The following is a 19,540-nucleotide window of genomic DNA, read 5'->3' as shown; positions in this document are numbered from 1 at the left end:
GCCACACTAACGCATGTCGCCCCCTGTTCTGGTACCGCGAGCGGGGCGGTGGGAGCGAGCTGCGGCGAGAAGGTGCCCGTATCGATTGCCGACGCGGGCGGGGCCGCGGTCCTGCGCGCCATCTCTGCCGAGTGTCTCCGATGAACTGCCCCTGCCGGTCCGGCTGCTGGACCAGCGACAAACCTCTGGCCGGCCACACCGACCAGCTCCTCTGTCGTGCCGCCGCGGAGTTCGCGGGCGCGGGCGGGCAGGTGCGCGAGGCGGGGTGGCAGAACCGGGCGCCGGCCGGTGTGGGTGACCGGCTGGAGGTGACCGGCACCGTGGCGTCTGTGGACGCGATCAGCGGTGCGGTCACTCCCGATCTGCTCGAGCGCTGCGGTGCCGAGGCCCTGGTGTGCTGCAGGGGGGCGGGCAGTGGTGGTCCCTGGATGAGACGGGTCCAGGAGCACCGCGGTCGGCTTTCCCGTGGGACGGGCGCATACGATCCGTAGGCAGGAAGTGTGCGACCGGAGGTGTGCCGATGAGCAAGCCCGAGTTGGAGTTCCACTGGCCCGACGCGCCCTGGACGACTCCTGCGGGAGCCGCCCCCGGCGTACAGGAACAGACCCTGGCCGAGGACCCCACCACCGGTGCCCGCACCGCGCTCGTGCGGTGGGCGCCGGGCACCGACACGTCCGACCAGGGCGTGGCACGGCACGGATTCTGGGAGGAGGTCCACCTCCTGTCGGGAGCCCTGCACGACCTCACGCTGGACACGACCTTCACCGCCGGCATGTACGCGTGCCGCCCGCCCGGTATGCCGCACGGGCCCTGGACCTCCGAGGACGGGGTGACGATGCTTGTCCTCACCTACCCCGACCCGGCCGGCCGAGCGGCACCCTGAGCGTCGGTCCGGGTGCGTGGACAGCACCCTAGGTTGAGCGATCCGCTTCCGTCGGCACGAACGGGGCCCCGATCACCCGAGGATGATCCGGCGTTCCGCCCGTCATGCCCGAACGGCACCGGTCCTCACGCGTCCCCGTAGGCCTCCCCGCCCAGTTCGAAGGCGGCCGTTCCCGCCGTCGCGTCGGCCAGCCACGCACGGAAGGCGTCCACGTCGGCGTCCGGCAGCCCGATCTCGATCGTGACCGCCTCGCCGTAGCGGACGTCACGGACCTCGCGGCCGGTGGCGCGCAGGTCGTTCTGGACCTTGCCGGCCCGCTGGTGGTCGACGGTCACCGTGGCCAGCCGGAAGCGGCGGCGGGTGACCGCGCCGAGGGTGTCGAGAGCCTCGCCGACCGCGCCGCCGTACGCGCGGATGAGTCCGCCGGCGCCGAGCTTGACCCCGCCGTAGTAGCGGGTGACGACCGCGACGACGTACCGCATGTCGCGGCGCAGCAGCATCTGGAGCATGGGGACGCCTGCGGTGCCGCCCGGTTCGCCGTCGTCGCTCGCCTTCTGCGTGGAGGCGTCGGCGCCGATGACGTAGGCCCAGCAGTTGTGGGTGGCGTCGGAGTGCTCCTTGCGGACACGCGCGACGAAGTCCTGGGCCTCCTGCTCGGTGGCCGCCGGGGCGAGAGCGCACAGGAAGCGGGAACGGTTGACCTCGGTCTCATGGGTGCCCGCGCGGGCGACTGTGCGGTACTCGTCCTGCATCCGCCCACCCTATGCGGACCCCTCCCGGCCCTTCTCCCCGCGAGGCACCGTCACCTCCGTCAGCAGTGCCGTCCCCGGGCCCAGCGCCGCCCATCCCGTCCCGTGCCAGGCCAGGACGGCGATCGCCGACGTCGGGAACTTCCTCCGCACCTGCTCCACGGTGTCGTCCAGGCCGTCCCCGGCCAGTTCCAGGACCAGTTCCTCCAGTCCCGGGTTGTGCCCGACCAGCAGCAGCGTCTCCACCTCGGGCGGGACCTCGCGCACCACCTCCAGCAGGTCGGGTACGCCGGCCGCGTACACCCGGCGGTCGTGGCGCACCGGCGGTGGTGTGCCCCACTGGGCGGAGGCCAGGTCCCAGGTCTGCCGGGCGCGCACCGCGGTGGAGCAGACCGCGAGGTCGGGCAGACAGTCGGACGCGGCGAGGGCACGGCCGGCGGCGGGGGCGTCCCGGCGGCCGCGCGCCGCGAGCGGGCGCAGCTGGTCGGGAACGCCCTCGGGCCAGGCCGACTTGGCATGCCGCAGGACGACCAGGCGGCGCAGTGGTCCCGCGCTCGCACGGGCGGTCACGCGGCGCTCCCGAGGTCACGGGTGAGGTCGAGGGCGAGCAACCGGTCGGCGTAGGCGCAGGTCTCGAAGCGGGCGCCGTCGGGGATCTCGGGCTGGCTCTCCATCCAGCGCAGGACGCCAAGAACCCCGGGCACGTCGAGGTCGTCCTCCCAGGCGTCCCGGAGCCGACCCCGCACCTTCTCGGGCACCGGCCGCGAGGGGCTGCGCGCCCACTGGGCCACGGCCTGCCGCAGTCGCCCGAGCCGCCGCCCGGCCGCGTCGAGAGCGCCGGCACCGAGGTGGACGGCCGTGCCGCGCGGGGCGTCGAGAAGGGCGAGCCGGAGTGCGGCGGGGTCGGCGAGCCCGTTGAGGACGCCGGCGTCGGGGCCGCCGGCCGGGGCGACGGCGACGGTCAGCCCGGTGCCGGGCACGGTCACACCCTCCGCCGCCACGTGGACGACCTGGGCCTCGCCCAGTCCCGAGGAGAGGTCGCGGCCGTCCTCGAAGGGGCGGATGCCGAGGGTGGTGGCGGCGGCGTGCAGCTCGGCCTGGTGATGGTCGGCGGTGAGCAGAGGCAGGACCGGGGTGCCGCCGATCTCCAGGGCGCGCAGGAGCAGGTCGGTGGTGAGCAGGACCCGCAGCGCCGTCAGGTCGTACCCGGAGGCATGGGCCTCGACCCGGGTCAGGGCACGGCGGGCGGGGGCGGCGGGGACGGTCTCACCGGTCTTGGCGTCGAGGATGCGCAGCACGGGCTGAGCGTAGGCGGGCGGAAGGCCGTACGCAGGCATCTTGCGCCGATTCCGGTCACCGTGGCGGGAGATGCGGGACATGCGGGACATGGGACACCTTCTGTCGCGACGACTCTCCCGACTTCTGTCGCGACGTATTGCGCGAGTCCTGCACCCCTCCGGTGTCTGGGCACCGCTCGTGCCGGCCGGCCCCTTCCGACGTGCTGTGATGGGCTTCACCGTAAACATGAGGCCCCCCTCGAGTACGCTGGGCAGCGCCGAACATGAGGACCCCCTCAGGATGTCCCCCACAGCTCGGCAACCGGCTGATCCGGCGTCTCCGGATCGCACAACACGGACATGACAGCGACCGCCACGTCGGCGGAATCGCGGCACATCACAAGGAAATGACTATGAACACGTGGATCAGGCGCGTCTCGATCGCCGTTGCTTCTACGGCACTGGCGGGCGGAGCCCTCCTCGGAGCCGGCGGCTCGGCCTCGGCGGCGACGGACCCGGGACCCGCGGAGCACACGCGAACCTCCATCGCCACCCTCGCGACCGGCAGCGACCGCGACGGCCACCGTGAGGACGGACACGAGAGCGGCCACCACGGGGAACAGGACGACGGCTGGGACGCCCCCCGTGGCTGGTACAAGAGCGACGACCGCCAAGACCACCGCGACGACCGGATTCACCGCCACACGCAGGAAGAGCGTCGGGACGGCCGCCACCTGTACGTCTGGGACGGGCACCGTGGGCAGGAGACGACGGCGCGGTACGGCGTCGGCGGCGACCGCTGGTACCTGGACCAGGTCGCCTGGTATCTGCACCAGCGCTGATGCGGCCGCAGGCCATCACGGTCGGTGTGACGAGCCGCGACGACGTGGCCGGGGGGTACGTCGCCGCGGCTCGTCACACCGACCGCTCGCCGGGCCGGTATCCGGCCCGGTCCGATGAAACAGCTTCCTGGCCGAACGGGGCCGACTGGCAGGACCCGCGTGCACTGCTCTCGCCTTCCGGCGCTTCCGGTTACGCCGACGGTGCCGCCACGTCCCGTGCCTCGAAGCACCCGGGCAGCGATCGCGGTGCCCGGCGAGCGGGACGCAGAAGTGAGGGACAGTGAGATCGGTCAGAACCGTGGCGTACGAGCTGCCCGTGCAACTCGTCGTGTCACACGACCTGTCGGTGCCGATGTACGCGGCACTGCGGTACGAGGCGGATGACCCCTATGCCGTCCGCGCCGTCTTCCACCCCCCGGCCCCGGACCAGGGGCGAACGGTGGAGTGGTTCTTCAGTCGCGACATGCTGACTCAGGCCCTGAGCGAGCGCACCGGGCGCGGAGACGTGCACATGTGGCCGGCCGTCGACTCGGGACGCGACGTGGTGTTCATCGCTCTGCGCGCACCCGCGGGATCGGCCCTGCTCGTGTTCCCCGCGCAGGACGTGGATTCCTTCCTGCGCGAGACGCGGTCCGTGGTGCCGCCGGGGGCCGAATCCAGCCGGCTCGACCTGGACGCCGAGCTGGCACAGTTGCTGGCGGGAAACTGAACGCCCCTCCGGACGGCGGCGCCCTGGCAGAACAGAGCGAGCCCGGTGCCGACCGCGGCACCGGGCTCGCTGTGTGTCCCGTCGCCCTGGGACCTCACCCGCCGCGGCTCATGTCTCCTCGCGGCACTCGCGGCACTCCTCTTCAGGGCACTCGAGAGTGGTGAGGGTCTGGTCGACCTGCTGGGGTGTCAGCGGCGGCTCCGGCAGCTCGTGGGCGCCCTGGGCACGGAAGGCGTCAAGGAGCAGGTGAAGGTGGCGGCGCCAGGCGTTGGGGGCGACGGCACGGGTGGCCTGGATGATCCCGGCCTGGGACCAGATCACGAAAGCGAGGTCTTCCGGGGTGACATCGTCGCGGAGGACGCCCTGCTCCTGGGCGTTGCGGAAGATCTGGGCGGCCCGTTCTCCCGCGCGCTCGAACATTCCCCTGCCGAGCGCGTGGACGGGCAGCCGGGCCGAGACCAGGTCATTGAAGGCGTGGTCGCAGGCCTGCAGTTCACAGAACTTTTCCAGGTAGTGGCAGAACCCTTCCCAGGCGTCGTCCATGGCCGCCGCCTCTTCGGCCGCGGCCAGCAGATCCGTGAACTTCGCGGTGAAGAGCTCTTCGACCAGGTCGAGCCTGCGGGGGAAGTGCCGGTAGAGCGTCCCGATCGCGACGCCTGCCTCGCGGGCGACACCCTCCAGGGACGCGTCCAGCCCCTGCGCGGCGAAGGCCTTGCGGGCGGCGGCCACGATCGCGTCCCTGTTGCGCTGCGCGTCCCGGCGCAGCGGCTTGGCCGGCTCCCGGGGCGCGGACAGGACGTGCTGGTGGCTCATGCGTCCAGGCTAACATGAGGGCCCCCTCGAATTCAGGATGTGACCCTGCTCATGGCACGAACGCGGCGCGAGCAGGCGGGGAGGCGGGTGCAGGCGGGCAGGCGGGCAGGCGGGCAGGCGGGCAGGCGGGCAGGGACGCGATCTCGGGCTGCGCGGCGCCTCCAGAAGCGGCGGGCGCTCCCGGCTTTCACCACAGCGTGCCGGCCGACTTCCGTGCACCTCCGTCCAGGGCGACCGTGCCGACCCTCTCGCCGACCGGGCGCTCGGCCACTGGAAGGAGGTCAGGTCTTTTTCGGTGCCGCCGGCACGCGCAGCCACGCGAGGGCCGCGGCGGTCAGGTAGGCGAGCGCGCCGACGGCCATGCTGGTGCGCAGCCCCGTGTTGTAGTCGGTGGCCGTGGCGAGCAGGCTGCCGCCGAGCGCGACGCCGGTGGCGCTGCCGATCTGGCGGGTGGTGTTGAACAGGGCGGAGGCGGCACCCGAGTACGCCGAAGGCGCGGCACCCATCACGGTGGCGGTCGAACCGGTGAGGGCGAAGGAGGTACCGAATCCCGCGGCCATCATCGGGGCCACCAGCAGCGGGTAGGCGGGGTCGGCTCCCGCCGCGGCCCAGCCCGCCAGCCCCAGGGCGGCCAGGAGCATGCCGGAGACCACCAGGGGACGATCGCCGGTGCGGCGGCTCAGCCGCCCGGAGAGGACGGAGGCGAACATGGTCATCGCCACCGCCGGGAACAGCGCCAGCCCGGTGCCGAGGGCGCTGAAGCCGCGCTGGTGCTGGAATTCCAGGCTGGCGGTGAACACCATGCCGTAGAAGCCGAAGTTGAACAGGAGGCCGATGACGGCTCCACCGCTCATCGCCCGAGAGCACAGCAGGCTCGGCGGAAGGACGGGAGAGCGGGCCAGCCGCTCGCGCACCGCGAACGCCGCGGCGGCCAGCACGGCCAGGCCCAGCCCGGCGAGCACAGCCGGATCGGACCAGCCCCGCCGTCCGGCCTCGTTGAGCGCCGCGGTCAGCAGCGCCACCGCCGCCACCACCGCGCATTGGGCCGGCCAGTCCAGGGGCCGGGCGGCGCGCCGGGGCGAGCGTGCCACATGCCGCAGCGTCAGCACCAGGCAGGCCACACCGACGGGCAGGTTGATGAGGAACACCCAGCGCCAGCCCACCGTGGAGACGAGCAGCCCGCCCAGCAGCGGGCCGGCGGCGGCCGCGACGCCCGCCATCGAACCCCACAGTCCGAAGGCCCGCGAGCGTGCGGCCGGTGCCGGATAGGCCTGCTGGAGCAGGGCCAGGGAACCGGGCACGATCAGGGCCGCACCGAGCCCCTCCACGAGCCGGGCCGCAACCAGGAAAGGGGCGCTCGGCGCGAGCGCGCACCCGGCCGAGGACAGGGTGAACACCGCCACGCCGGAGCAGAAGACCCGACGGTTGCCCAGCCGGTCACCCAGCGCGCCACCGGTCAGCAGGAACCCGGCGAAGACGAGGGTGTAGCCATCGGTGATCCACTGGATGCCGGTGAGCGAGGCCGACAGTTCCCGGCCGATCACCGGCACGGCGACGTTGATGGCCGTCACATCCAGGATCACCATGAAGTACCCGGTGCACACCGCCAGCAGCGGCACCCAGGACCGTCGCTCGGGCTCCGGGGGCGACTCGGAGGAGGACATCGGCTCACCACCGTCGGCCGACTCCGTGAACGCCACGGCCCCAACTCCGTCCCATCCGCCGAGACACGACACCAAAAGCCACCATAAGTGACATATGTGCGGGACTGTGTGATCGTCCGGCGCCAGCCCGTGGTCCCGCACCTCGACCTCTGGTGCCGCGCGCCCTGTCCCCGGGTCGCGGGAGCTGTACGGCCGGATCCTGCGCGCCGACGAGACGCCGCCGTCCGCCCCGGCCGTTTCCTCGGCGCCGGCGCAACCGTCCACCCCGAACATGCCGTTCGCCGGCGGGCAGAGGAACCGGAGCGGCTGGACGCACTGCCGGACCGAGGCAACGACCCGGTGCTGCGGCGCCCCTGGCGTCACGGCCGGAGCAGACCCGGCCTCCGGCCGCGACCCGGCGGAATCGCCCGAGGGGACTCGTCGTTGCCACGGACAACACTCTTGGTATCAACCTCAAGGAGCCCGGGCATGTTCGGCGACGCAGACACGGTCCGCAAGATCCTCACCGAGCTGGGCGACACCTGGGCGGTCGTCGGCCTGTCCACGAACCAGCGGCGTCCGGCATACGGCGTGGCCGCAGTCCTCCAGCGCTTCGGCAAGCGCGTGGTGCCCGTCCACCCGAAGGCGGAGACGGTCCACGGCGAGGTCGGGTACCCCTCGCTGGACGCGATCCCCTTCGAAGTCGACGTGGTCGACGTGTTCGTCAACAGCGACCTCGCCGGCGTCGTGGCCGACGAGGCGGTCGCCATCGGCGCCAAGGCCGTCTGGTTCCAGCTCGGCGTGATCGACGAGGCCGCGTACGACCGCACCCGCGACGCCGGCCTCCACATGGTCATGGACCGGTGCCCCGCCATCGAGATCCCGCGGCTCGGCTGACCGACCCGGCCCACCGGGTCACCTCCACCCGACACAGAAACGCACCCGCGGACACCGTCCCGGTCGACATCGTGGACGTCTTCGTCAACAGCGAGTCGGCCGGTGCGGTCGCGGACGAGGCGGCGTACGAGCGGGTGCGGGCCCGCCGGTCCGAACATGGTCATGGGCTACGGCCCGGCCATCGCAATTCCCCGCCTGAACCAGGCCTGTCTTACCCTCTTCTCACGTTTCCCAACTGAATACCGACATTCCGTGACCCTCTCTGACCTGTGCAAAAGCTTTGGCCAAGACAGAACGCTCAAGGGTCAAATTTTGGGCAACACTCTTCAGTCGGTGCGGCACGCACCCTTAACTTGTGGCCTCTTGCTCGTTAAATCTGCGTTCAGAAACTGAGAGGCCACTTGACATGGTGAGTGTCGAGAAAGCCGCGACGGAGGACATGACACCTTCGGGCGGCCTGAGGCGGGACGTCGGGCTGATCGGCCTGATGTGGGCCTCGGTGGGGTCGATCATCGGCTCCGGCTGGCTGTACGGCGCGCACGACGCGGTCATGCAGGCGGGTCCCTCGGCGATCATCTCGTGGGTGATCGGCGCGGTCGCGATCGTGCTGCTGGCTCTGGTCCACGCCGAGCTCGGCGGCATGTTCCCGGTGGCGGGCGGTACGGCCCGCTACCCCCACTACGCGTTCGGCGGCCTGGCCGGCATGTCGTTCGGCTGGTTCTCCTGGCTCCAGGCCGCGACCGTGGCGCCCATCGAGGTCGAGGCCATGATCGGCTACGCCGGCCACTGGAAGTGGGCCCAGCACTTCCAGCACGCCGACAAGACCCTGACGGCCAGCGGTCTGCTGGTGGCGATCGTCCTCATGGCGCTCTTCGTCGGCGTCAACTTCTTCGGCGTCCGGGTGCTGGCGCACACCAACAGCGCCGCGACCTGGTGGAAGATCGCAGTGCCCCTGGCCGCGATCTTCATCGTCGCCCTCAGCAACTTCCACCCGGCCAACTTCCACTCGGAGGGCTTCGCCCCCTTCGGCGCCAAGGGTGTGCTCGCCGCGATCAGCACCAGCGGCATCATCTTCGCGCTGCTCGGCTTCGAGCAGGCCATCCAGCTGGCGGGTGAGAGCCGCAACCCGAAGCGGGACCTGCCGCGCGCCACGCTCGGCTCGGTCGCGATCGGTGCCGTCATCTACGTCCTGCTCCAGGTGGTGTTCATCGCCGCGCTTCCGCACGCGTCCTTCGCCCACGGCTGGGGTGGCTTGCACTACAAGGGCGACAGCGGCCCGTGGGCCGGCCTCGCCACCGTGGTGGGCCTCGGCTGGCTGGCCGTGGTCCTCTATCTGGACGCGATCGTCTCCCCCGGCGGCACCGGCCTGATCTACACCACCGCCACCTCACGGGTCTCCTACGGTCTGGCGAAGAACGGCTACGCTCCGAAGATCTTCACGAAGACCGACGCGCGCGGTGTGCCGTGGTTCGGCCTCGTCATGTCCTTCGTGACCGGGGTGATCTGCTTCCTGCCGTTCCCGAGCTGGCACCAGCTGGTCGGCTTCATCACCTCCGCGAGCGTGCTGATGTACGCGGGCGCTCCGCTGGCGTACGGCGTCTTCGCGGACAAGCTGCCGGGTCATGAGCGCCCGTACCGGCTGGCCGGCGGCAAGCTGCTCTCGCCGGTGGCGTTCGTGGTCGCCAACCTGATCATCTACTGGTCCGGCTGGGGCACCCTGTGGCGGCTCGGTCTCGCGATCGTGCTCGGCTACCTGCTGCTCGGCGGCTACGCCTTCTACGCGCACGGCAAGAACCTGCCGGACGCTCCCCGGCTGGACTTCAAGGCCGCCCAGTGGCTGCCCGTCTACCTGGTGGGCATGGGCCTGATCTCCTGGCAGGGCGGCTTCGGCGGCCAGGGGAACATCCCGCTGTGGTGGGACATCGCGGTCATCGCCGTCTTCTCGGTGGTCATCTACTACTGGGCAAAGGCGACTTCGTCCACGACGGCGGACATCGAGCGCAGCATCGACGAGGTCGTGGTCACCGACGCCCCGGCGCACTGACCCGCCCCGACTCCCGTGTCCCGTCAGCCATGGCCGCCCTGCCCTGGCTGACGGGACACCGTCATAATGTGGCAGTGACTCACCCCTCCCCCCACGCCAACCTCCGCTCCGAAGAACGCCGTACGGTCGTCATCGTCGGCGCCGGACCCGCCGGGCTGGCCGTCGGGAACATCCTGCGGGCCGCCGCCGTCGACTGCGTGGTCCTGGAGACCGAGAGCAGGCAGTTCATCGAGACCCGGCCCCGGGCCGGGGTCATCGAGGAATGGGCGGTCCGCGGCCTGCGGCAGCGCGGCCTGGCCGACACCCTGCTGGCCCGGGCGCAGACGCACAGCGAGTGCGAGTTCCGGTTCGGCGGTGAGCGTTTCCGGTTCGACTACGGCGAGTTGACAGGCCATCACCACTACGTCTATCCGCAGCCGTTGCTGGTGATGGACCTGGTGCGGGAGTACGCCGACGTCCGTGACGGGGACATCAGGTTCGGGGTGCGGGACGTCATGCTGCACGACCTGGAGTCCGACCGGCCCGCCGTGTCGTATGTCGACCCCGGGACCGGCCAACGGCACGTCCTGCGCTGCGAGTTCGTCGCGGGCTGCGACGGAGCGCGCGGGGTGACCCGGGACGCGATACCGGACGGGCAGGTGCGGATCTCCCGGCAGGACTACGGCATCGGCTGGCTGGCGCTGCTCGCCGAGGCGCCGCCGTCCTCGGACTGTGTGCTGTTCGGCGTCCATCCGAACGGTTTCGCCGGGCACATGGCGCGCAGCCCCGAGGTCACCCGCTACTACCTGCAGTGCCCGCCGGGCGACGATCCGGAGGGCTGGTCGCACGAGCGGGTCTGGGCCGAACTGCGCGAACGGCTCGGCGCGGCCGGGGCGCCGCCGCTCAACGAGGGGCGGCTGGTCGAGAAGCGCGTGCTGGACATGCACAACTACGTGGTCGAACCCCTGGTGTTCGGCCGCCTCTTCCTGGCCGGCGACGCCGGGCACCTGACCGCGCCGATCGCCGCGAAGGGCATGAACCTCGCCCTGCACGACGCCTTCCTGCTGGGCGACGCGATCGCCGCGCACGTCACCAAGGGCGACGACTCCGGCCTGGACGGCTACTCCCACGCCTGTCTGCGCCGGGTCTGGGACTACCAGGAGTTCTCCGGGTTCCTGTCCGGCATCTACCACGGCACCGCGTCCGGCGACCCGTTCCTCGCGGGCACCACGCTGGCCCGGCTGCGCAGACTGTTCACCTCACGCGCGGCGGCGACGGCCTTCGCCGAGCAGTACCTCGGCTCGGCCACCGCCTTCTGAACGCTACGCGGGGAGCGCCGCCCGCTGTCTCGGGCGGGTCACGAAGAGTGCCGTACCGGCGAGGGCGAGCAGGACGACCGCGAGGGCCATGGCCAGGTGGATACCGGCCAGCGGTGTGGCACCCGCGGCCATCAGCGCGGTGGCGGCGGCCGAGCCGAGCACCGAACCCAGTTGCCGGACGGTGTTGTTGACTCCGGAGGCCGCTCCGGCCAGAGGTGCGGGGACGTGCCGCAGCGCCTCGGCGGAGAGCGGTGCGATCATGCAGCCGGTGCCGAGCCCCATGAACATCAGCGGCACGGTGAAGTCCAGCGCCGACGCCGAGCCCTGCGCGAGCAGGATCACCGCGAGCAGCCCCGCGCAGAAGGACACCAGCCCGGCCAGCAGCACCCGGCGGCCGCCCGTGGGGGTCCCCCCGCTCGAGCGAAGCCGAGAGTGGGGGAGGTCGCTGAGGCGTCCGGCGAGTGGGGAGACCAGGAGGGAGACCAGCGGCGAGGGAGCGAGGGCAAGTCCGGCGTGCACCGCGCTGAAGCCGAGCTGCTGCTGGAAGTAGAGGCCGAGCGGCAGCACGGCGGCGATCAGGGCGGCACCGATCGCTCCGACCAGCGCGGTCATCACGGTGAAGCCGCGGTCGGCGAACAGCCGGAACGGGACGAGCGGTTCGCTCTCCTGACGCCGTGACTGCTGGCGCAGGAACAGGGCGGCCAGGACCAGTCCGGCGGCGCCGAGCGCCAGGATCCCGGCGTTCCAGGAGTACCGGTCGCCCTCCACCAGGGCGAAGGTCACGCAGGTCAGCGCGGCGGTGGAGAGCAGGACGCCGGACAGGTCGAGCCGGTGGGCGCGGCCGGTGCGCAGGTCGGGGACGAGCAGGAAGGTCAGGACGAGGACCAGCAGCCCGATCGGCACGTTGACGAAGAACACCCAGCGCCAGCCGACCGTGCTGACCAGGAGCCCGCCGAGGGTCGGCCCGGACAGCGTCGCCACCCCGGCGACCGAACCCCAGACGCCGAGCGCGGTACCGCGTCGCTCGGCCGGGAAGACGGCCATGACCAGCGCCATGGTCTGCGGGGTGAGCAGCGCCGCCCCCAGCCCCTGCACGAGCCGTGCGGCGACGAGGAGTTCGGCCCCGCCGGCCAGCCCGCACACCACGCTGGCCGCGGTGAACACCGCGACCCCGGTCGCGAACAGCGTCCGCTGGCCCTTCATGTCACCGAGCCGCGCGGCCGTCACCAGCAAGGCGGCCAGGACCAGGGTGTAGCCGCTCACGGTCCACATCACCTGGTCGAGCCCGGTGTGCAGGTCGCTCATCACGTCCGGGATCGCGATGTTGACGATCGTCATGTCGAGCAGGGTCATGAAGAACCCGAGGGAGAGGGTGACCAGCACGGCCCAGGGGTTGCCACGGAGCTTCGTCGTCTTCGGCATACCCAGAAGCATATCCATCCGATGGAGATGCATCAAGATAAGATGCATCTCCTCGCGATGCATTCATGAGAGATACATCTACGACAGATGTAACCTGAGGGGCGTGAACGTCATCGACCTCTACCTGCTGGGCCACCGCCTCCAGAAGCTCGCCGAGTCCGCCATCCCCACCGACGGCATCGGCGAGCACCCCACCGGCACGGGCACGGTGCTGATCGTGGCCGCCGATCTGCGGGACCACCCCCGGACCACGGTCACCGAGATCGCCAACCGCACCGGCCTGGCACAGAGTCAGGTCTCCAACGCCGTCGCCCGGTTGCGCGCCGTCGAGGCGGCCACGGCCGAACCCGACCCGCGCGACGGCCGCCGTACGCTGCTGAGCGCGGCCGTCCGGCCCTCCGGCCGCATGCAAGCGGTACGGGAAGCACCCCTGGGCCCGGCGCTGACGGCGGCGACCAGCGACCCGGCCGAGGTGCTCGCCCTGCTGGAGAAGCTCAACGCACTTCTTCGGTAGGGACGTCGGTGGGGACTTCGGCAGGGACGTCGGCCGAGGTTCCGGCAGGAGATTCGGTGGCGGTCTCGGCGAGCCGGTGGTCGGCGACCTTGAGCGCCTCGTCGACCAGCCGGCGCAGATGACCGTGGCGCAGCGAGTACACCACCCGGCGCCCCTCCTTGCGGGTGCCCACCAGGCCCGCGAGCCGGAGCCGGGCCAGATGCTGGCTGACGGCGGGCCGCGCGGCACCGCAGACCTCGGTGAGCGTGGTGACGTCGGCCTCTCCCGCCGTGAGGGCGTGCAGCAGGGTCAGCCGGGTGCGGTCACCGAGCAGGGCGAGGAGTTCGGCGGCGAGCGCGAACTGCTCCTCGCCCGGGCTGCGCGGGTGCGCATGCTGCGCAGGTGATAGGTGCATGCGTGCGCTCATACGCACATAATGGCCTCGGGGGGCGTCGCATGTCCACGCCCCGCGCACCGGAGAGGGGAGCCGCATGAGCGACCGGCACCACCACGAGCACGCACCCGCGGACGACCTGCACCACCCCGAGCAGCCGCACACCCACCACCCGCACCACCCCGAACAGGCACACACCCACCACCCGCACCACCCCGAGCAAGCGCACACCCCCCACCCGCACCACCCCGAGCAAGCGCACACCCCCCACCCGCACCACCCCGAGCAAGCGCACACCCCCCACCCGCACCACCCCGAACAGGCACACACCGCCCACCCGCACCCCGAACAAGCGCACACCCACCACCCGCACCACCCCGAACAGGCACACACCGCCCACCCGCACCCCGAACAAGCGCACACCCACCACCCGCACCACCCCGAGCAAGCGCACACCCACCACCCGCACGGCCACGTCCAGCATCGTCACGAGCACGCCCACGCGCACGGTCCTGATGGCGAGCGCGGTCACGGCCACTCCCACTCCCCCTCCTCGCCGGGCGGCCTCCGCCACCGCCTCGGGCACCTCCTCACCCCCCACTCCCACGAGACGGCCGACAAGCTCGACTCCGCTCTGGAAGCCTCGGCGCGCGGGATACGCGCGCTCTGGGTCTCGCTGGCCGTGCTCGGGGTGACGGCACTGGCGCAGGCGGTCGTCGTGGTCCTGTCCGGCTCCGTCGCCCTGCTCGGCGACACCGTGCACAACGCCGCCGACGCGCTCACCGCCGTACCGCTCGGCATCGCCTTCGTGCTCGGGCGACGCGTGGCGAACCGCCGCTTCACCTACGGCTACGGACGGGGCGAGGATCTCGCGGGGATCGCCATCGTGCTGACGATCACCGCCTCGGCCGCCTTCACCGCCTGGACCGCCGTCGAACGGCTGCTGGATCCGCGGCCGGTCGCGCACCTCCCGGCGGTCGCGGTGGCCGCGCTGGTCGGGTTCGCCGGGAACGAGTGGGTGGCCCGGTACCGGACCCGGGTCGGCCGGGAGATCGGCTCGGCGGCGCTGGTGGCCGATGGGCTGCACGCCCGTACCGACGGATTCGCCTCGCTGGCCGTGCTGTTGGGGGCCGGTGGCGCGGCGCTGGGCTGGCAGCTCGCCGACCCGCTGGTGGGGTTGGCGATCACCGCGGCGATCGTGCTGGTGCTGCGGGAGGCGGCAAGGGAGGTGTTCCGGCGGGTGATGGACGCCGTGGACCCGGAGCTGACGGACCGCACAGAGCGGGCGCTGCGCGAGGTGCCGGGGGTGCGGGCGGTGGGTGAGCTGCGGCTGCGGTGGATCGGGCACCGGCTGCGGGCCGAGGTCGCGGTCGTGGTCGACGGCGAGGCGACCGTACGGCAGGCGCACGCGGTCGCGGTGGCGGCGGAACACGCGCTGCTGCACGCCGTACCCAGGCTGACGGCGGCGCTGGTGCACGCCGATCCGGCGCCGGCGCCCGGCGAGCAGGACCCGCACCTGGCGCTGGCCCACCACGCCGTGCTCTAGACGCCCAGGCCCTCCAGCACGACCGCGCCCGGCAGCTGGGCGAACGCCTTGCCGGGGACCAGGAGTTTGCCGCGCCGGCGGCCGCTGCCGACCAGGACGTAGGGCAGGTCGACGACGGCCGAGTCCACCAACAGGGGCCAGTCGCGCGGGAGTCCGATCGGGGTGATGCCGCCGTACTCCATGCCGGTCTCCCCGGTCGCGGTGTCCATCGAGGCGAACGAGGCCTTACGGGCGCTGAGTTGACGGCGCACGACACCGTTGACGTCGACCTTGGTGGTGGACAGGGCCAGACAGGCCGCCAGCGTCGTCTCGCCACCGCGCTTGCCCGCCACCACCACGCAGTTGGCCGACCGCTCCAGCAGGCCGCGCCCGTAGTGCTCGACGAAGACGGCGGTGTCCGCCCACTGCGGGTCGGTCTCGACGTAGATGATCTGCTCGGCGGGGACCGCGCCGCTCCAGTGCCGTACGGCGTCGGCGACCGGGGCGGTCAGCTCGTCGAGGCAGTCGGGGGCGGGAGTGGCGGTGTCGAAGTCTCCGATGGGTGCGCGCATGTCCGCACGCTAACAGCCCGGCCGCGGGCGGTTCAGGGCACGGGCGGGACGGAGACCGTCATGATCATCTCCATCGGCACGTCCCCGGTGTTGCCGTACACATGGGCCGTGTTCGCCTCGAAGCTGGCACTGGCACCCGTCGGCACGCGGTACTCGGCCCCGTCCACGGTGAGGGTCAGTTCACCGGCGGTGACATGGACGATCTCCACGGTGCCGGTCGGATGGGGTTCCGACGGGCTGCTCTCGCCCGGCATCAGACGCCAGTCCCACATCTCCAGGGGGCCGGGCGCCTCGGTGCCGGCCAGGAGCCGGTTGTAGCTGCCGGCGTCGGTGTGCCACAGCCGTACGGCCTTGTCGACGGGGACGATCTGGACCTTGGGGCCCTGCTCGTAGTCGAGCAGTGTGGTGATGCTGATGCCGAGCGCGTCGCCGATCTTGACGACCGTGCCGATGCTCGGGTTGGTGCGGGCCTGCTCGATCTGGATGAGCATGCCGCGGCTGACCCCGGCCCGGGCCGCGAGCACGTCGAGGGTGAAGCCGCGCACCGCGCGCCAGTGCTTGACGTTGCGGGCCAGGGACTGGGTCAGCAGGTCGAGGTCCGACACGTTCCGTCCATCGTGGAGAGCATCACGGTCCATTATTTTAGATGACAGAGTTCAACTGAGTGAACTACGGTGGGGTGTACCTGATCGTTCACCGAACTGTACTGCGAGGCGGGCCGTGACAGCATTCTTCGCCCTGACCACCAGTCTCCTGTGGGGACTGGCCGACTTCGGCGGCGGACTGCTCACGCGACGCGCGCCGGCGCTCACCGTGGTCGTCGTCTCGCAGGGCATCGCGGCGGCGGTCCTCGGCGTGATCGTGGTCGCCACCGGTGGCTGGAGCGAGGCCGGGCCCCGCCTCTGGTTCGCGTTCGCGGCGGGCCTGGTCGGGCCGGTCGCGCTGTTCTCCTTCTACAAGGCCCTCGCCCTGGGCCCGATGGGCGTGGTCTCCCCGCTGGCCACACTGAGCGTCGCGATCCCGGTCGGTGTCGGGCTGGTACTCGGCGAGCGCCCGGGGCTGCTCCAGTTCGCGGGGATCGCGGTCGCCGTCACCGGGGTCGTCCTGGCGGGTGGCCCGCAGCTGCGCGGCGCGCCCGTCCAGCGCCGGACGATCCTGCTCACCCTGGTCTCGGCGGGCGGCTTCGGCACGGTGTTCGCACTGATCACGGAGGCGTCCACCACCGTCACCGGACTGTTCCTCGCCCTCTTCGTCCAGCGGCTGACCAGCGTCGCGACGGGTGGCGCGGCCCTGTGGCTGTCCGCGCGGCAGGGCGCGCCCGCGCTACCCGAAGGTGGCTTCGGCTGGTCCACGGTCCCGGCACTGGGCTTCGTCGGTCTCGCCGACGTCGCCGCCAATGGCACGTACTCCGTCGCCGCCCAGCACGGCCCGGTCACCGTCGCCGCGGTGCTCGCCTCGCTCTACCCGGTGGTCACCGCGCTGGCGGCCCGCGGATTCCTCAGTGAGCGGCTGCGGGCCGTCCAGGCGGCGGGAGCGGGGCTGGCGCTGGTGGGGACGCTGCTGCTGGCCACCGGCTGAGTCAGTTCTCGCTCTCGAGGGCGGCGAGCCGCGCCACACCCTCCTCGTCCAGCTCCGCGAGGGCGCGCAGCTGTTCCGGGGTCATGCCCTCCGGTATCGGCACCGGCGCGGGCGTGCGCAGCGGCGGCTGCCAGCCGGTCTCGGGGGTCCAGCGGCGGACCACCCGGGCGGGCGCGCCAGCCACCACGGCGTGGTCGGGCACCGTGCCCCGGACCACCGCGCCGGCGGCCACCACCACGTTCCGGCCGATCCGCGCGCCCGGCAGGATCACCGCGCCGGTGCCGATCCAGCAGCCCGGGCCGATCTCCACGGACTCCATGCGGGGCCACTGCCTGCCGATGGGCTGGTGCGGGTCGTCGTAGGAGTGGTTGGTGGAGGTGACGTAGACGTACGGGCCGAAGTAGCAGTCGCTGCCGATGGTGACGGTGGTGTCGGCGATGACATGGCTGCCACGGCCGAGGACCACGCCGTCGCCGATGCGCAGGATCGGGTCCGGGCCGAGGTCGAGGTCGGGCATCAGGCCCGCGGTGAGGGTGACCTGTTCGCCGACGATGCAGTGCGAGCCGAGGTGGATCCACGGTTCACCGAAGACCGTGCCCAGCGGGAAGGCGAGGCGGGTGGCCTCGCCGATCGCGCCGAACCGGAAACGGCCGGGGTGGTCGGCGGTGACGGAGCCCGTGCGCTGCACCCAGGCCCAGCCCGCGTGCACCGCGCGCTGGGCGAGGCGGCGGCACCAGGACGAGAACGTGTTCTTGGGCTTCGGCACGGGGTCACGCTACGCGGAGGGGGCCGCCGACAAGAGGGTGGGCTGCTGTGATCTTCGCCCCAGGCGGTGAGCTAGGTTGCCGTGGACGTCGATGGCGACGGCCACGGCGACGGCGATGGGGATGGGAGACCGTGATGACGCGGAGGGCGCTGATCGTGGGGATCGGCGGGCGCGAGCCGAAGATCGAGGACGACGTGTTCGTGGCGCCGACCGCCTCGGTGATCGGGGACGTGACGCTGAAGGCCGGGGCGAGTGTCTGGTACGGCGCGGTGGTGCGGGGGGACGTCGAGAAGATCACCGTGGGGGCGCAGGCGAACGTGCAGGACAACGTGACGCTGCACGCCGATCCGGGGTTTCCGGTGAGTGTGGGTGAGCGGGTGTCCATCGGGCACAACGCCGTCGTGCACGGGGCGACGGTCGGGGACGACTGCCTCATCGGGATGGGGGCGACGGTGCTGAACGGGGCCGTGATCGGGGCGGGGTCGCTGGTCGCCGCGCAGGCGTTGGTGCCGCAGGGGATGGTGGTACCGGCGGGGTCGCTGGTCGCCGGGGTGCCGGCCAAGGTGCGGCGGGAGTTGAGTGAGGAGGAGCTTCAGGGGGTGACGCTCAACGGCACCTTCTATGCGGAGTTGGCGAAGGCGCATCGCGGGGTGCACGAATAGGTGGGACGGCGGGTGCAGCGGGTGGGGGCTGGTCGCGCCCACGCGGCGGAGCCGCACATGGACACAGCCCCGCGCCCCTTCAGGTGCGTCTACTCCCCGGCATCGACAAGCTCGGGTTCCTTCTCCTGTAGCTTGCTCGCCCTGCGCTTGACGATCAGCATCGACGCCACGCCCACCAGCACCGCCAGCGCCAGGCCCACGTACGAGAACCTCTTCAGCCAGTCCTCCGCGACGATGCCGACGTAGTAGACCACCGCCGTCGTGCCGCCCGCCCAGCAGATGCCGCCGAGCAGGTTCGCCGTCAGGAACTTCCAGTACGGCATGTGGAGGACGCCCGCCAGGGGCCCCGCGAAGATGCGGAGGAGGGCGATGAAGCGGCCGACGAAGACCGCCCACATGCCCCACTTCTCGAAGGAGCGCTCGGCGGTGGCGACGTGTCCCTCGCTGAAGTGCCTCGGGAACTTCCTGCCCAGCCAGGCCAGCAGGGGGCGGCCGCCCTTGCGGCCGATCGCGTAGCCGATGGAGTCGCCGATCACCGCGCCCGCGGTGGCGCAGGCTCCGAGGACGAACGGGTTGACGCCCGAGTGCTGGGAGGAGAGCAGCGCGGCGGAGACCAGCACGATCTCGCCGGGCAGCGGGATGCCCAGGCTCTCCAGCCCGATGACCAGCGCCACCACGGCGTAGACGGCGACCGCCGGCACCGAGTCGAGCCATTCCTGGACGTGCACCGCCGGATCCTCCCCTGTCGCGTGCTGCGTACCCCAGGAAGGCTACCCGGTCGGCCGGGCAGGGCCGTGCCCGCGGCACCGGCCCGCCCCCCGGCCTTCGGTTTTCCGACATCCGGGTGTCACACGGGGCGGGAAGGCTCCCCAGCGGTCCCGCACGCCTGCGGTCCCGCTCGCCTGCGGCTCCCCACCGCGGCCCGCCGTGGAAGGACAACGTCCCCGTGTCCTCACTGTCGTCACTGTCCTCG

Annotated in this window: 20 protein-coding genes and 1 pseudogene; 10 read left to right on the top strand and 11 right to left on the bottom strand. The window is 71.9% G+C overall.

Translation table 11 applies throughout. The annotated features are described in order from the left end of the window. Positions 1 to 520: 520 nt before the first annotated feature. Positions 521 to 883 carry a cupin domain-containing protein gene (locus AB0N16_RS38130; protein ID WP_365805017.1) on the top strand — a complete coding sequence of 121 codons (363 nt, stop codon included), beginning with the start codon at positions 521 to 523 and terminating at the stop codon, positions 881 to 883. Positions 884 to 1,008: 125 nt separating this feature from the next. Here AB0N16_RS38130 and AB0N16_RS38125 read toward each other — a convergent pair whose 3' ends face one another. The 3 genes from AB0N16_RS38125 to AB0N16_RS38115 are packed head-to-tail and all read right to left on the bottom strand — an operon-like array spanning position 1,009 to position 2,930. Then, positions 1,009 to 1,635, bottom strand: coding sequence for a YigZ family protein (locus tag AB0N16_RS38125; RefSeq protein WP_365805015.1), 627 nt, complete (start codon positions 1,633 to 1,635; stop codon positions 1,009 to 1,011). A 9-nt stretch (positions 1,636 to 1,644) separates the two neighbouring features. Further along, the gene (locus AB0N16_RS38120; protein ID WP_365805013.1) at positions 1,645 to 2,202 is read right to left on the bottom strand and encodes a histidine phosphatase family protein; all 558 of its coding nucleotides are present in this window, start codon (positions 2,200 to 2,202) and stop codon (positions 1,645 to 1,647) included. Continuing rightward, entirely contained in the window at positions 2,199 to 2,930 is a 732-nt protein-coding gene (locus AB0N16_RS38115; protein ID WP_365805095.1) for a hypothetical protein, read from the bottom strand. The genes AB0N16_RS38120 and AB0N16_RS38115 overlap by 4 nt, the downstream gene beginning before the upstream one ends. A gap of 392 nt (positions 2,931 to 3,322) precedes the next feature. Between AB0N16_RS38115 and AB0N16_RS38110 the strand changes: the two genes are divergently transcribed. After that, the gene (locus tag AB0N16_RS38110) at positions 3,323 to 3,751 is read left to right on the top strand and encodes a hypothetical protein (protein WP_365805011.1); all 429 of its coding nucleotides are present in this window, start codon (positions 3,323 to 3,325) and stop codon (positions 3,749 to 3,751) included. Positions 3,752 to 4,031: 280 nt separating this feature from the next. Further along, positions 4,032 to 4,460: an SsgA family sporulation/cell division regulator gene (locus AB0N16_RS38105; protein WP_365805009.1), complete on the top strand. Its 429-nt coding sequence runs from the start codon at positions 4,032 to 4,034 to the stop codon at positions 4,458 to 4,460. 108 nt (positions 4,461 to 4,568) lie between these two features. On the opposite strand, the gene AB0N16_RS38100 is transcribed toward AB0N16_RS38105, so the two are convergent. Then, positions 4,569 to 5,273: a TetR/AcrR family transcriptional regulator gene (locus tag AB0N16_RS38100; protein ID WP_365805007.1), complete on the bottom strand. Its 705-nt coding sequence runs from the start codon at positions 5,271 to 5,273 to the stop codon at positions 4,569 to 4,571. Between the two features lie 281 nt (positions 5,274 to 5,554). Next, positions 5,555 to 6,937 carry an MFS transporter gene (locus AB0N16_RS38095; protein ID WP_365805093.1) on the bottom strand — a complete coding sequence of 461 codons (1,383 nt, stop codon included), beginning with the start codon at positions 6,935 to 6,937 and terminating at the stop codon, positions 5,555 to 5,557. A gap of 468 nt (positions 6,938 to 7,405) precedes the next feature. Between AB0N16_RS38095 and AB0N16_RS38090 the strand changes: the two genes are divergently transcribed. From AB0N16_RS38090 to AB0N16_RS38080, 3 genes are all read left to right on the top strand, one after another. Beyond that, positions 7,406 to 7,813 (top strand): CoA-binding protein, encoded by a 408-nt coding sequence (locus AB0N16_RS38090; RefSeq protein ID WP_365805005.1) that lies wholly within the window; start codon positions 7,406 to 7,408, stop codon positions 7,811 to 7,813. Positions 7,814 to 8,219: 406 nt separating this feature from the next. Continuing rightward, the gene (locus AB0N16_RS38085; RefSeq protein ID WP_365805003.1) at positions 8,220 to 9,857 is read left to right on the top strand and encodes an APC family permease; all 1,638 of its coding nucleotides are present in this window, start codon (positions 8,220 to 8,222) and stop codon (positions 9,855 to 9,857) included. A gap of 74 nt (positions 9,858 to 9,931) precedes the next feature. After that, positions 9,932 to 11,155 carry a 4-hydroxybenzoate 3-monooxygenase gene (locus AB0N16_RS38080; protein WP_365805001.1) on the top strand — a complete coding sequence of 408 codons (1,224 nt, stop codon included), beginning with the start codon at positions 9,932 to 9,934 and terminating at the stop codon, positions 11,153 to 11,155. Between the two features lie 3 nt (positions 11,156 to 11,158). Here AB0N16_RS38080 and AB0N16_RS38075 read toward each other — a convergent pair whose 3' ends face one another. After that, positions 11,159 to 12,577, bottom strand: a complete 1,419-nt coding sequence (locus AB0N16_RS38075; RefSeq protein WP_365804999.1) for a DHA2 family efflux MFS transporter permease subunit — start codon at positions 12,575 to 12,577, stop codon at positions 11,159 to 11,161. Between the two features lie 103 nt (positions 12,578 to 12,680). On the opposite strand from AB0N16_RS38075, the gene AB0N16_RS38070 reads away from it, so the two are divergent. Continuing rightward, positions 12,681 to 13,091 (top strand): helix-turn-helix domain-containing protein, encoded by a 411-nt coding sequence (locus AB0N16_RS38070; RefSeq protein ID WP_365804997.1) that lies wholly within the window; start codon positions 12,681 to 12,683, stop codon positions 13,089 to 13,091. Here AB0N16_RS38070 and AB0N16_RS38065 read toward each other — a convergent pair. Beyond that, a complete protein-coding gene (locus tag AB0N16_RS38065; RefSeq protein WP_365804995.1) occupies positions 13,072 to 13,497 on the bottom strand; it encodes a metalloregulator ArsR/SmtB family transcription factor in 426 nt (141 codons plus the stop codon). The genes AB0N16_RS38070 and AB0N16_RS38065 overlap by 20 nt on opposite strands. Positions 13,498 to 14,026: 529 nt before the next feature. Between AB0N16_RS38065 and AB0N16_RS38060 the strand changes: the two are divergent. After that, positions 14,027 to 15,010 (top strand): annotated as a pseudogene (locus tag AB0N16_RS38060) (cation diffusion facilitator family transporter); the annotation flags it as partial. Here AB0N16_RS38060 and AB0N16_RS38055 read toward each other — a convergent pair. Next, positions 15,007 to 15,561: a YbaK/EbsC family protein gene (locus AB0N16_RS38055; protein WP_365804993.1), complete on the bottom strand. Its 555-nt coding sequence runs from the start codon at positions 15,559 to 15,561 to the stop codon at positions 15,007 to 15,009. The pseudogene AB0N16_RS38060 and the gene AB0N16_RS38055 sit on opposite strands and share 4 nt — an antisense overlap. A 32-nt stretch (positions 15,562 to 15,593) precedes the next feature. Then, positions 15,594 to 16,166: a helix-turn-helix domain-containing protein gene (locus AB0N16_RS38050; RefSeq protein WP_365804991.1), complete on the bottom strand. Its 573-nt coding sequence runs from the start codon at positions 16,164 to 16,166 to the stop codon at positions 15,594 to 15,596. A gap of 115 nt (positions 16,167 to 16,281) precedes the next feature. On the opposite strand from AB0N16_RS38050, the gene AB0N16_RS38045 reads away from it, so the two are divergent. After that, a complete protein-coding gene (locus tag AB0N16_RS38045; RefSeq protein WP_365804989.1) occupies positions 16,282 to 17,139 on the top strand; it encodes a DMT family transporter in 858 nt (285 codons plus the stop codon). Position 17,140: 1 nt separating this feature from the next. On the opposite strand, the gene AB0N16_RS38040 is transcribed toward AB0N16_RS38045, so the two are convergent. After that, positions 17,141 to 17,905, bottom strand: a complete 765-nt coding sequence (locus tag AB0N16_RS38040; protein WP_365804987.1) for an acyltransferase — start codon at positions 17,903 to 17,905, stop codon at positions 17,141 to 17,143. A gap of 134 nt (positions 17,906 to 18,039) precedes the next feature. Between AB0N16_RS38040 and AB0N16_RS38035 the strand changes: the two genes are divergently transcribed. Continuing rightward, positions 18,040 to 18,567 carry a gamma carbonic anhydrase family protein gene (locus tag AB0N16_RS38035; RefSeq protein ID WP_365804985.1) on the top strand — a complete coding sequence of 176 codons (528 nt, stop codon included), beginning with the start codon at positions 18,040 to 18,042 and terminating at the stop codon, positions 18,565 to 18,567. Positions 18,568 to 18,656: 89 nt separating this feature from the next. Here AB0N16_RS38035 and AB0N16_RS38030 read toward each other — a convergent pair whose 3' ends face one another. Then, positions 18,657 to 19,295 (bottom strand): DedA family protein, encoded by a 639-nt coding sequence (locus tag AB0N16_RS38030; protein WP_365804983.1) that lies wholly within the window; start codon positions 19,293 to 19,295, stop codon positions 18,657 to 18,659. Positions 19,296 to 19,540 lie beyond the last annotated feature (245 nt).

Origin of the sequence: Streptomyces sp. NPDC051105 (genome assembly GCF_040682795.1) — a bacterium.
Taxonomy (GTDB): domain Bacteria; phylum Actinomycetota; class Actinomycetes; order Streptomycetales; family Streptomycetaceae; genus Streptomyces.
This window is presented reverse-complemented; position numbering and strand designations above follow the sequence as displayed.

Coding starts and splice junctions, on each gene's coding strand:
- AB0N16_RS38055 (WP_365804993.1), bottom strand. CDS start 15,561: ATGCGCGCACCCATCGGAGACTTCGACACCGCCACTCCCGCCCCCGAC.
- AB0N16_RS38125 (WP_365805015.1), bottom strand. CDS start 1,635: ATGCAGGACGAGTACCGCACAGTCGCCCGCGCGGGCACCCATGAGACC.
- AB0N16_RS38090 (WP_365805005.1), top strand. CDS start 7,406: ATGTTCGGCGACGCAGACACGGTCCGCAAGATCCTCACCGAGCTGGGC.
- AB0N16_RS38035 (WP_365804985.1), top strand. CDS start 18,040: ATGACGCGGAGGGCGCTGATCGTGGGGATCGGCGGGCGCGAGCCGAAG.
- AB0N16_RS38075 (WP_365804999.1), bottom strand. CDS start 12,577: ATGCCGAAGACGACGAAGCTCCGTGGCAACCCCTGGGCCGTGCTGGTC.
- AB0N16_RS38110 (WP_365805011.1), top strand. CDS start 3,323: ATGAACACGTGGATCAGGCGCGTCTCGATCGCCGTTGCTTCTACGGCA.
- AB0N16_RS38100 (WP_365805007.1), bottom strand. CDS start 5,273: ATGAGCCACCAGCACGTCCTGTCCGCGCCCCGGGAGCCGGCCAAGCCG.
- AB0N16_RS38085 (WP_365805003.1), top strand. CDS start 8,220: ATGGTGAGTGTCGAGAAAGCCGCGACGGAGGACATGACACCTTCGGGC.
- AB0N16_RS38095 (WP_365805093.1), bottom strand. CDS start 6,937: ATGTCCTCCTCCGAGTCGCCCCCGGAGCCCGAGCGACGGTCCTGGGTG.
- AB0N16_RS38065 (WP_365804995.1), bottom strand. CDS start 13,497: ATGAGCGCACGCATGCACCTATCACCTGCGCAGCATGCGCACCCGCGC.
- AB0N16_RS38130 (WP_365805017.1), top strand. CDS start 521: ATGAGCAAGCCCGAGTTGGAGTTCCACTGGCCCGACGCGCCCTGGACG.